Source organism: Actinokineospora sp. UTMC 2448 (genome assembly GCF_024760565.1).
GTDB classification, from domain to species: Bacteria; Actinomycetota; Actinomycetes; order Mycobacteriales; family Pseudonocardiaceae; genus Actinokineospora; species Actinokineospora fastidiosa.
This window is the reverse complement of sequence record NZ_CP031087.1, coordinates 5,853,981-5,864,823: the sequence shown is the minus strand read 5'-3', so window position 1 is coordinate 5,864,823 and position 10,843 is coordinate 5,853,981. Positions and strand designations below refer to the sequence as shown.

Genomic DNA, 10,843 nt, shown 5'->3' with positions numbered 1-10,843 from the left:
CCGCCGCGAACGGCTCGGAGCCCGGGGGTGCCCTCGCATGATCGACGTGTTGTCCACCGTCCTCACCTGGGCGGCGGTGGCCGCCGCGCTGTGGGCGCTCGTGCTCGTCGTGCTCAACCGTCCCCTGCTGCTGGACCGGCCCGCCAGCGGGCTGCTGGTCGTGTTCCTGCTCATTATCGAACTCGCCCTGCTCGTCCAGGCCGTGATCGGCTTCATCCGGCTCGCGGGCGTCGACCGCGAGGTGGACGGGGTGTCCTTCGGCGGGTACCTGCTGGGCGGGCTGCTGCTGCTCCCGCTGGCGGTCTACTGGTCGATGCTGGAGCGCAGCCGCTGGGGCATGGCCGTCGTGGTCGTCGGCGCGCTGTTGATCCCCGTGGTCGTGGTGCGGCTCAACGAGATCTGGTCGGTGACCGGTGGCTGAGCTGCGTTCGGGGCCGGGCAGGCTCCTGGTCGCGGTGTACGCGGTGTTCGCCCTGGCCGCGTGCGCGCGCTCGGCGGTGCAGCTGGCGACCCGGTTCGACCGCGCCCCGCTGGCGTACCTGCTCTCCGCGCTCGCCGCCGCCGTCTACGTGGTGGCGACCGTCGCCCTGGTCAAGGGCGCGCGCAGGCTCGCCGTGATCGCGTGCCTGGTGGAGCTGGCCGGGGTGCTCGCGGTCGGCACGGCGAGCCTGCTGGCGCCGTCGGCGTTCCCGGACGCCACGGTGTGGTCGGGCTTCGGACAGGGCTACGGCTACATCCCGGCAGTGCTGCCGGTGCTCGGGCTCTGGTGGCTGGCTAGAGCGCGCGCGTGACGAGCGCGGCGATGCGCGCGTTCACGGCGGCCTGGTGGTCGGCCAGGTAGAAGTGGCCGCCGGGGAACTCCTCGACCGTGCAGGCCGCGGTCGTGTGCTCGGCCCACCGGTCGGCCTCGGGGCGGGAGACCTTCGGGTCGCTGTCGCCGATCAGCACGTGGATCGGGCAGTCCAGCCGAGGCGTTCCCGGGGTGAAGCGGTAGGTCTCCGCGGCGCGGTAGTCCGAGCGGATCGCGGGCAGCACCATGGCGACGATCTCCGGGTCGCTCAGCAGCGGGCCCTGGGTGCCGTCGAGCGTGCGGATCTCGTCGAGCAGGCCCGCGTCGTCGCGCTGGTGGACCCGCTCGTCGCGGGGCGCGCTCGGCGCGCGGCGGCCGGAGGCGACCAGGCAGGCCGGGGTGACGCCGCACTCGCGCAGCCGCACGGCGACCTCGAAGGCGACCGAGGCGCCCATGCTGTGGCCGAAGAGCGCCAGCGGGAGGTCGGCCCACGGCTCCACGATGTCGACCAGCAGGTCGGCGAGGTCCTCGACGGTCTCGACGCAGGGCTCGTCGCGGCGGTCCTGGCGGCCGGGGTACTGCACGGCGAGCACCTCGATGTCCGGCGCGAGGTCGCGCGAGAGCGGGAAGTAGTAGCTCGCGCCGCCACCGGCGTGCGGCAGCGCCAGCAGCCGGGCCCGCGCGCGCGGCGACCGGTGGAACCGGCGGATCCACAGCTCGGTCGTGTCGGCGGGAGCGGTCATCGGGGGATCACCTCGGGGACTCGGGGGACGGCGGTCGCCACCAATCGTTCCAGGGCGGGCTGACGCGCGAGCGTCGTTCCAACCGCAGGCGCGGAGGGTTACGAGATCGTCGGAACGTACTGGGCCGAATGGGTGGTACTGGGTAGTAGATCGTTCAACTTGGGGCACAACGTGTAACTGGGCGCGCGTTCGGCCGATGGTCGGAATGGAACATGACCATCGAATGAACTCCGAGCGCTGCACTGGACGGCCGAATGCGATTCGGCCTGATGGTCGTGAGGGGCGCTCGGCGTCGAACGGGGGTGCCGATGTCCCTTTCCCTCTGGCTCGTCTGCGGGGTCGTGGTCGCGGTCGCGGCATGGCGGCTGCGGCTCGCCGCGGCGCGACTGCGCGCGATCCTCGGCGAGCCGCCCGAGGCGCAGCGCGCCGAGGTCGCCCCGGCGCCCGGCGAGCCGCCCGCCATCGCGTGGCCGCACCCGCCGGGCAGGCTGTGGGTGCGCTAGGCCGGGCCGCGGGATCCGCGGCCCGGCCAGGGCGTCAGCAGTGCAGGGCCGCGTCGATCGCGGCGCGGTCGATCCGGCCGAGGTGCGCGCACGCCCGGTCGCCGCTGAAGAACCACAGGTGGTGTTGGTGCCAGTGCAGCACCCGGCCGTCACGGTCGGTCGGCGCCATCGGGTCGCCGACGTAGGTGCCGCTGAACGCCAGGCACAGTTGGACCGATCCGATGTCGGCGGGCCGGATGTCGCGAATTCTGGCGTACAGATCGGGCATCCGTCGCCGCGCCGCGGCGATCCGGGTGCGCAGTCCGCCGATCCCGTCGACAAAAACGCGGGGTTCTGACAAATCGCGGATATGCGGTTCCGCGAAATCGGTCAATACGGTGAAGTCGCCTTCGTTCACCGCTTCGGCCACGAATGCGGCCGTGATCTCCACATTCGCCGCCGCCTGCTCGGCATCGGCCTCGATGACGCGCGGCGGACGCGAATACGTCCGGTTCACCTCGCCTGCTCCAGCGCGCCGCGCAACGTCTTGCGGTGTTCGCGCCGGATCTCCACCGCGCGGGCGGCGGCGTACTCGGCCTCGGTCTCCGGGTAGACCCCGGGCACGGTGCGCGGGTTGCCCTCGGAGTCGACGGCGACGAAGACGAGGTGCGCCTCGGCGACCGGGACCCGCTCGCTGGCCCCGCGCTGCGCTGTGACGTAGACGCCGATGTCCATCGACGTCCTCCCGGTGCCCTCGACCTGGGCGAACGCGGTGACGACGTCACCGGCCCACGTCGGGTTCTTGAAGATCATGTGCTCGACGGTGACGGTCACCGCGTGGCCGTTGGCGTGCCGGGCGGCGGTGGCCCAGGCGACGTCGTCGACCAGCTCGAGCAGCAGGGTGCCACGGCCGGAGCCGAACATGTTCTGGTCGGCGCGCCATACGACACGGGAAAGCTCGCAGCGCGAGGAATTCATCGTCTTGGGCTGCGGATCGGATTCGACAACGCGCGTCGGTGTGCCCATTGCGGCATCGACAGAAGGCATCGGGGCAGTGCTCCACTTGGGGTTGAAAGGAAATGGGACCAAACCACGGGGGGACCGGCGCTGAGCAGACTGTAAACGATCACCCGACGCCGCGCCGACTCGCCGCGACGTTTGGCCCCGGAATTAACTCATTGCGGTGACATCCCACTGTGGGATGCGGATATGTTCATCCGAGCGTCTTTCGCGGCGCGCCGCGGGCGGGCCGCCGTCGCGCGCCTGGGCGTCGTCGCCCCCTCGATCGTCCACACTGGAGTGATCAGAAACGCTGATCAAGCCTTGTTGGTGAGGGTTGATCAGATAATTGGCCAGCAGGCGGAGGCGACCGCGGCGGCGCGGGTGTCGCGGAACTGCCGGAACCGGCACTTTCGCGCGGATAGGATGGGGCACCATGCGGACACGGGCCTCCACGCTGGTGGGCCGGGACAGCGAGGCGGACCGGTTGGCCGGGCTCCTCGACGAGGCCCGGTCCGGCCGAGGCGGCGCCGCGTTCGTGGTGGGCGAGCCGGGCATCGGCAAGTCCCGGCTGGCGGCCGAGGCGGTGCGCAGGGCCCAGGACGCGGGCATGGTCGTGCTGCGCGGCCGGGCCAGCGCGACCGGCCCGACCGTGCCGTTCCGCCCGCTCACCGAGGCCCTGTTGTCGCTGGTGCGCAGGGGCGTGCCGCTGCCCGCGGACGCTCTGGGGCCCTACCGGCCGATCCTCGGCAGGCTCGTCCCGGAGTGGAGCACGGGCGAGTCGGGGCCGAGCCCGGACTCGCTGATCATGCTCGGCGAGGCCATCCTGCGGCTCACCGCCGCCGTCGCCGACGGGCACGGCTGCGTCCTCTTCCTCGACGACCTGCACGACGCCGACGTGGAGTCGCTGGCCGTCGTGGAGTACATCTGCGACAACCTGCACACCCAGTCCACCGCGCTGATCGCGACCGCGCGCAGCGAGCCGGGGCCCGCGTTCGACCTCGTGCGCTCGGTGTCGCGGCGGGAGAGCGGCACGACGGTCGAGCTGGGCAGGCTCGGCATCGCCGACGCGCCCGCGTTCATCGCCTCCTGCCTCGGCGAGCCCGACGTGCCCGCCGGGCTGCCCGAACGCCTGTGGCGCGACAGCGCGGGCGTGCCGTTCGTGGTGGAGGAACTGCTGCACGGCATGGTCGACGCCGGGACGCTCGTGCGCGGCGAGGACGGCTGGCGGCTGCGCGACACCGACGCCACGTCCGTGCCACCGACGGTGGCGCGCGCGATCGTCGACCGCGCGGAGCGCCTGGGCCCCAAGGGATGGCTGCTGTGCTCGGCCGCCGCCGTGGTCGGCAGGCGGTTCTCGCTGACCGTCGTGCAGCGGGTCACCGGCATCGACGACCGCTCGCTGCTGGAGCACCTGCACGCGGGCGTCGAGGCGCAGTTGATCGCCCGTGACGACCACGGCCTCGATTGGTACACCTTCCAGCATCCGCTCACCGCCGAGGCGCTGCGGTCGCGGCTGACCCCGGTGGAGAGCGCTGACCTGTCCCGGCGCGCCGCCGACGCCGTCGCCGAACTGCACCCCGGCCTGCCCGGCGAGTGGTGCCAGCTCGCCGCGCTGCTGCGGGTCGGAGCCGAGCAGCCGGTGGAGGCGGCCGCGCTGTTCGCCGAGGCGGGCGGCCGGGCGCTGGCCGACGGCGCTGCCGGGTCGGCGGTGGCGCTGCTGCAGCGGGCCGAGCGCCTGCTGGCCGACGCGGGCGAGCCGGGCAAGCGCGCCGACGTCCTGGAGCAGCTGCTGTACGCGCTGGCCGAGCACGGCCAGTTCGACCGCGCCTTCGCGCTGGCCGACGCGCTCGCCGGCCTGCCGCCGGAGCGCCGGGTCGCCCTGCACGTGCGGCTGGCCTGGGCCGGGCACATCGCCGGGCGGTGGGACGAGGGGATGGCGCAGGTGGCAGCGGCGCGGGCGCTGCTGCCCGAGGACGCGGACGTCGCCGCGACCGCCCCGGTCGACGTCATCGCCGCCTACCTGGCGATGGACGGCCCCGGCGAGGACCGGCACGCCCACGCCGAGGCGCTGGCCCGTCCGGTCATCGCGGCCGCCGACCGGGTCACGCCGACCGCGCTGTGCCAGGCGTGGCAGGTGGTCGGGATCGTGGCCCGCGACCGCGACCTCGCCGAGGCGCGGGCCTGCTTCGACCGCGTGCGCGAGGTGGCCAAGGCCGGGAACCTGCCGATCTGGGAGGTCTACGGCGTCATCGGCGAGGCGTCGATCGCGTGGCTGGTGGACAGCGACGTGACCGTCGTGGAGAAGGCCCGCGACGCCGCGCTGCGGGTCGGCGCGATCACGCTGGCGGAGAACATGGCCGCGTCGATCGCGATGGACTCGGTGCTGCGCGCGGAGTTCGCCCTGGCGTCGGCGCAGATCGAGGCGGCGCTCACGGCCGTGCGCAGGCTCCGGCTGGTCGCCGTCGAGCGGTTCCTGTACGTGGTGTGCGCGGCGTTGGCCGCCCACCAGGGCAAGCGGGCCGACATGGAGCGCGCGTTGGCAGCGTTCCGGGCCGCGGGCGACGAGGCCGCCCAGGAGCGCCCGCTCGCCCACGGCCTGGCGGGCGCGATCTGCGCGCTGCTGGAGGAGGACGGCGCGGCCGCCCGGCGCGAGCTGGCGGTGGCCGCGGAGGTCGAGGCGCGCAGCCCCACGACGTTCCACCTCTCCGGGACCAACGGCCTGCGCGTCCTGCTGTCCGCTGTGGACGGCGAGGTCGGCGTCGGCGATGTGGTCGCGCTGGGCGGCAGGCCGTCGGCGGCGATGCGGTGGAACCGCCAGTTCGTGCTGTTCGCCGAGGCGGTCGCGCTCGGCAGGGCGGGCGACCCGGCGGCGGCCGGGGCGAAGGCCGCCGCGGCCCGCGCCGCGGGCGAGCCGTTCCCGATGGCCCGCAACCTCGCCCTGCGGCTGGTCGCCGAGTCCGCCCGCCGCGACGGCTGGGGCGAGCCCGTGGCGTGGCTGCGCGAGGCCGAGGAGCACTTCCACGGCGCGGGCGTCGCCCCGGTCGCCAGCGCGTGCCGGGCCCTGCTGCGGTCGGTGGGCGAGTCGGTGCGGCAGCGGCGGACCGGGACCGACCGGGTGCCCGCCCGGCTGCGCGCGCTGGGCGTGACGATCCGCGAGTACGAGGTGTTCGAGCTGCTGCCCGAACGCCTGGGCAACAAGGGCCTGGCGGGCCGCCTGCACATCTCCCCGCGCACGGTGGAGAAGCACGTGGCCAGCCTGATCGCCAAGACCGGCTGCCCGGACCGCGCCGCCCTCGTCGACTTCGCCCGCCGCTTCCGGGACTAGCGGATCGCCGCCACCGGCACCAGCGGCGTGTCGCGCTCGCTGACGCAGGAGCGGATGTAGCTCTCCATGCGGTAGCGCCCGTCCGGGGTGGGCGTGAGCAGGTTGGCCAGCAGCAGGCGTTCGACCCCGTCGCCCGCCGCGGGCAGGCCCACCAGGTCGCACAGGCCGAAGTAGACGTTGCCGAGCCTTGCCACCGACCGCAGGGCGTTGCGCTCCGTCGCGTCCAATCCGGACAGATGGGCGAGCACGCTCGCGCGCAGCGACAGGTCGCCGACGGTCAGGTGGTCCAGCCTGCTGTGCTCGTCGCGCAGCAGCGCGGCCAGGTCCGAGACCCGCCGGTACGGCCGGGCCACCAGCCACGACCCGGCGATGCGCAGCGCCAGCGGCAGCCGCCAGCAGGCCCGCGCCACGGCCACCGCGGCGGCGGGCTCGGCAGCGGCCCGGCCGTCGCCGACCACCGAGGCCAGCAGGTGCACCGCGGCCCGCTCGGACAGCGGGCCGAGCCGCACCGTGGCCGCCGCCTTCACCGTCACCAGCGGCCTGCGCGCGGCCACCAGCACCGCGCTGGTCGACGAGCCGGTCAGCAGGGGGCGGACGTCGGACTCGCCGTCGACGTCGTCGAGCACGACCAGCACCCGCCGCACCGCCAGCTCCGCGCGCAGCAGCGCGGCGCGCTCGTCGGCGGAGTCCGGGAGGGCGACCGACCCCAGCGAGCGCAGCAGGCGCCCGAGCAGCGTCGCCGCGCGCTGCGGGCCCGACGGCACGCCGCGCAGGTCCACGTGCAGCTGGCCGTCGGGGAACTGCCTGCGCAGCCGGTGCGCGACCCGGACCACGAGCGCGGTGCGCCCGGAGCCGGGGCCGCCGGTCACCACGGCCAGCCGGGCCACCGACGCGGGCGTGCGCTCGGTCAGCGCGCGCACCAGCTGCTCGGTCACCTCCGTGCGGCCGACCAGGTCCGGCACGTCGGCGGGCAGCTCGCACCGCCCGCGCGGGGTGTCGGCTGCCGCGCGGGGCGCAGGGGCGGCGGCCTTGGCCGCCCGGCCGCCCTGGCGGGCCGCCCGCAGCAGGTCGGCGCACGCCTGGTCGGCCAGCCCCAGCGCGCCCGCCAGCAGGCGGGCCGACTGCGGGTGCGGCTGGCGGGTGCGGCCGATCTCCAGGTTGCGGATCGCCCGGACGCTGAGCCCGGAGGCCGAGGCCAGGTCCTCCTGGGTCATCCCGCGCGCGATCCGGTGCCCGCGCAGCACCGCGCCGAATGGAGCCTCCGGCGTGTCCACCGAGTGCAGCCGCATCATGACCGGTCCCCGTCCTCCCCAGTTCCGCCTGTGGGCCCGGCCCGCCCGCCCCCCTGGCTCGAGCCGACCGGGCCGACTCCCACGGTCGCCCATCCGGCCCCACCCGCACATGGGGGAACCGCCCCCACATTCGGCACCTTCGCAAACTGCCGGTGGGTAATGCCTGGTCGCGGGCGCCGTCGTGGGGTGTCCTGAGCGAGGAAGGAGGTGCCCATGCCCGGATCGACCCTTGACAGCGGCCGCGTTCCGCCCGTGCGCCGCCCACGGGGTCCGGGGGAGCCGGTGACGTGCGTGGACCACCTCCCCGGGACGAGAGGAGACCGATCACGGCCTGAGGAGGCGACGACGACCGGCTGATCGCGCCCTCCCCGACCGGACCGCCGCGGCGGCCCGGGAATTTCGGCTGTCCACACAAATTGGGGCCTTGTGGCCATTCCCTGAGCGGCTGATCCGTGTCATGGTCGGTCGCCGTGAGCGAAGTCTCGATTTCGGCCCGGCCCGCCTGGTGGACCGGAGCCGACCCCGCTCCTCGTTTGTCACCCGATTGGGTGCAATTCGTCGAATCGGCGCTCTCTCAGGGGTTTTCCGTCACCCAAACGGGCGACGACGACCCCTGTGCGCCATTCGGCCGGGTGCTTTCCCCGTTCGTCGGCGCGGCCGTGGAACTGCTCCGCGGCAAAACCGACATGCTGCCCGGGATCGACCTCCCCGCCGTTCTCGCCGACACCGCCGCCGATCTCACGCGCAGGCTGGGCGCGATTTCTGCACGGACCTTCGTTTATGAAATGCATTCCGGTCAGTCCGCGCTGACCGGGGCTGACCGGTTCGCGGAGTTCCTGCGCGGCGTCGACCTCCGCGCGCTGCTGGCCCGCTACCCCGTGCTGGCCAGGGTGATCGCGCGGACCTGCATGACCACGGTCGAGGCGACCGTCGAACTGCTCACCCGGCTGGCCGCCGACCGCGCCGCCGTCGTCGGGCTCGTCGGCGGCGACCCCGGCCCGCTGGTCGGGCTGCGCGCGGGCGCGGGCGACCGGCACCGCGGCGGCCGCTCGGCGACGCTGCTGGCCTTCGCCGACGGCCGCGGTGTCGCCTACCAGCCCCGGCCGCTGGACCTGCACGCCCGCTTCGGCGACCTGGTCGCCTGGCTGGACGGGCACGTCGGCCTCGGCCTGCGCACCGCCGCGTGCGTGGTCCGCCCGGGGTACGGCTGGGTCGAGCGCGTCGAGCACGCGCCGTGCGCATCGGCGCGCGAGGTCGAGCTGTTCTACCGGCGGCAGGGCGCGCTGCTGGCCCTGCTGTACGCCCTGGACGCGACCGACATCCACTACGAGAACCTGATCGCCGTGGGCGCCCAGCCCGTGCTCGTGGACGTGGAGACCCTGTTCCACCCGGCGTTCCCGGCGCCGTCGGCGACCGGGCAGGACCCGGCGGAGGCCGCCCTGGCCGCCTCCGTCGCGCGCACCGCGCTGGTGCCGGTCATGGCCTACGGCGAGGGCGGCGCGCTGGACGTCTCCGGCCTCGGCGCCGCGGGCGGGGAGTACCCGGTGCCGGTGACCCGGTGGGTGGACGCGGGGACCGACGCCATGCGGCTGGAGCGGGTCCGCGTCCCGTTCACCGGCGGCGCCCACCGGCCCGTGCTCGACGGCCGTCCCGCCGACCCGGCCGACCACCTCCCGGCGCTGCTGAGCGGATTCCGCGCGGCCTACGACGCGATCGCCGACCACGCCGCGCCGTACGCCGGGCTGCTGGCCCGCTGCGCCGACGCCGAGACCCGGGTCGTGCTGCGCCACACCCACCGCTACGCCGACCTGCTCACCGACGCCACGCACCCGGACCTGCTGCGCTCGCACGCCGACCGCGACCGGCTGTTCGCGCTGCTGCGCGCCGAGCCCGCGGGCGTGCCCGACGTCGTCGAGCACGAGATCGCCGAACTGCGCGCGGGCGACGTCCCGACGTTCCGCGCCAAGCCCTCCAGCAGGCACATCTGGACCGGGACGGGCGCCTGTCTGCCGTACCGCCTGCCCAGGACGGGATTGCGCGCCGCCACGGACAAGCTGGCCCGGATGGGACCGGTCGACCGGCGGGCGCAGGAGTGGGTGATCCGGGCGGCGTTCGCCACCCGGGGCGCGCCCGTCCGGCACGAGTTCGTTCCCGGCCAGGCGGTGGAGGACGGGGAGTTCACCGCCGATGCCGCCCTGGCCGCCGCGGTGGCCATCGCCGAGGACATCGCGCGGCGGGCCGTGCACGGCCCCGGCCGGGTCAACTGGCTCGGGGTCGAGCCCATGGACGACCGGTTCTGGACGGTCCTGCCGATGGGCGCCGGGCTGCTGCACGGGTACTGCGGCGTCGCGCTGTTCCTGGCCCAGGCTGGCGTGCTCGCCGACCGGCCGGACCTGCGCGCCCTCGCCGCCGACGCGGTCGCGCCCTCGGCCGCCCTGCTCGACCGGTTCGCAGCGGACCCCGGCCTGGCCAGGATGGCGGGCGGGGGCATGGCGGGGGCGGGCGGCGTCGGCTACGCGCTGGCCCGGCTCGCCGCCCTGCTCGACGCCGACGACCTGCGCGCGGCCGCCGCGGCCTCGGTGCCGGTGATCGCCTCGGCCACCGACCCGGACACGCCCTCGGTCCACGACGGCGTCGCGGGCGCGCTCCTGGCCTGCCTGGCGGTCGGGACGCAGGCGGCGCGGACGCTGGCCGACGCCCTGGCCGACCGGCTCGCCGCGCTGGCGCCGGCGACCCCCGGGTTCCTGCACGGCGCCGCGGGCGTCGGCCACGCCCTGCTGGCCGCGGGCCGGCCCGACGGGCACCGCTTCCTCGACGCCGCCTCCGCTGCCGACGTGCCCGACGCGGGCTGGTGCGCTGGCCGCGCGGGCATCGCGCTGGCCTGCGCGCACGCGGGCAGGCCCGTCCCCTTCGCCGCGCCCGGCCCGTCGGCCGACGCGTCGCCCTGCCACGGCGAGACCGGTGTCCTCACCGCGCTCGCCGCGCTCGCCGGACGGGCCGTCGCCGCCCGCCGCGGCGCGCACCTGCTCACGCGGACCCCACCGGGCCCGCGTGGTGGCGCTCCATCGGGGATCGCCACACCCGGCCTGCTCACCGGCGCGGCGGGCGTCGGGCACGGACTGCTGCACCTGGCCTTCCCGGCCAGCGTGCCGTCCGTCCTGCTGTTCGCCCCCGAGGAGCGGGATCGGCACACCGCGAAGGAAGGATGA

9 protein-coding genes are annotated in these 10,843 nt (G+C 75.2%); 5 read left to right on the top strand and 4 right to left on the bottom strand.

All coding sequences use genetic code 11. The annotated features are described in order from the left end of the window. Nucleotides 1-37: 37 nt before the first annotated feature. Complete coding sequence (locus tag Actkin_RS26715) at nt 38-421, top strand: hypothetical protein (protein WP_258904687.1); 384 nt, start codon at nt 38-40, stop codon at nt 419-421. Next, nucleotides 414-791 carry a hypothetical protein gene (locus tag Actkin_RS26710; RefSeq protein WP_258904686.1) on the top strand — a complete coding sequence of 126 codons (378 nt, stop codon included), beginning with the start codon at nt 414-416 and terminating at the stop codon, nt 789-791. Before Actkin_RS26715 ends, Actkin_RS26710 begins: the two co-directional genes overlap by 8 nt. Here the strand turns inward: Actkin_RS26710 and Actkin_RS26705 are convergent. Beyond that, nucleotides 775-1,533 carry a thioesterase II family protein gene (locus Actkin_RS26705; protein ID WP_258904685.1) on the bottom strand — a complete coding sequence of 253 codons (759 nt, stop codon included), beginning with the start codon at nt 1,531-1,533 and terminating at the stop codon, nt 775-777. The two genes, Actkin_RS26710 and Actkin_RS26705, sit on opposite strands and share 17 nt — an antisense overlap. A gap of 308 nt (nt 1,534-1,841) precedes the next feature. Here Actkin_RS26705 and Actkin_RS26700 point away from each other — a divergent pair, with 308 nt between their 5' ends. Further along, nucleotides 1,842-2,036, top strand: a complete 195-nt coding sequence (locus Actkin_RS26700; RefSeq protein ID WP_258904684.1) for a hypothetical protein — start codon at nt 1,842-1,844, stop codon at nt 2,034-2,036. A 34-nt stretch (nt 2,037-2,070) separates the two neighbouring features. Here the strand turns inward: Actkin_RS26700 and Actkin_RS26695 are convergent, their stop codons facing one another. Together Actkin_RS26695 and Actkin_RS26690 are read right to left on the bottom strand one after the other, a co-directional pair. Then, nucleotides 2,071-2,532 carry an ester cyclase gene (locus Actkin_RS26695; protein ID WP_189213988.1) on the bottom strand — a complete coding sequence of 154 codons (462 nt, stop codon included), beginning with the start codon at nt 2,530-2,532 and terminating at the stop codon, nt 2,071-2,073. Next, on the bottom strand, nt 2,529-2,993 hold the full coding sequence (locus Actkin_RS26690; RefSeq protein WP_189213989.1) for an acyl-CoA thioesterase: 465 nt from the start codon (nt 2,991-2,993) through the stop codon (nt 2,529-2,531). The genes Actkin_RS26695 and Actkin_RS26690 overlap by 4 nt, the downstream gene beginning before the upstream one ends. A gap of 457 nt (nt 2,994-3,450) precedes the next feature. Between Actkin_RS26690 and Actkin_RS26685 the strand changes: the two genes are divergently transcribed. Continuing rightward, nucleotides 3,451-6,342, top strand: a complete 2,892-nt coding sequence (locus Actkin_RS26685) for a helix-turn-helix transcriptional regulator (protein ID WP_258904683.1) — start codon at nt 3,451-3,453, stop codon at nt 6,340-6,342. Here the strand turns inward: Actkin_RS26685 and Actkin_RS26680 are convergent. Further along, nucleotides 6,339-7,634, bottom strand: a complete 1,296-nt coding sequence (locus tag Actkin_RS26680) for a helix-turn-helix domain-containing protein (RefSeq protein WP_189213991.1) — start codon at nt 7,632-7,634, stop codon at nt 6,339-6,341. The two genes, Actkin_RS26685 and Actkin_RS26680, sit on opposite strands and share 4 nt — an antisense overlap. Nucleotides 7,635-8,266: 632 nt before the next feature. Here Actkin_RS26680 and Actkin_RS26675 point away from each other — a divergent pair. Beyond that, nucleotides 8,267-10,843: a type 2 lanthipeptide synthetase LanM family protein gene (locus Actkin_RS26675; protein WP_258904682.1), complete on the top strand. Its 2,577-nt coding sequence runs from the start codon at nt 8,267-8,269 to the stop codon at nt 10,841-10,843.

Bases quoted from the DNA above. Each gene is read 5' to 3' on its own strand.
- Actkin_RS26715 (WP_258904687.1), top strand. From the start codon at position 38: ATGATCGACGTGTTGTCCACCGTCCTCACCTGGGCGGCGGTGGCCGCC.
- Actkin_RS26705 (WP_258904685.1), bottom strand. From the start codon at position 1,533: ATGACCGCTCCCGCCGACACGACCGAGCTGTGGATCCGCCGGTTCCAC.
- Actkin_RS26700 (WP_258904684.1), top strand. From the start codon at position 1,842: ATGTCCCTTTCCCTCTGGCTCGTCTGCGGGGTCGTGGTCGCGGTCGCG.
- Actkin_RS26690 (WP_189213989.1), bottom strand. From the start codon at position 2,993: ATGAATTCCTCGCGCTGCGAGCTTTCCCGTGTCGTATGGCGCGCCGAC.
- Actkin_RS26685 (WP_258904683.1), top strand. From the start codon at position 3,451: ATGCGGACACGGGCCTCCACGCTGGTGGGCCGGGACAGCGAGGCGGAC.
- Actkin_RS26680 (WP_189213991.1), bottom strand. From the start codon at position 7,634: ATGATGCGGCTGCACTCGGTGGACACGCCGGAGGCTCCATTCGGCGCG.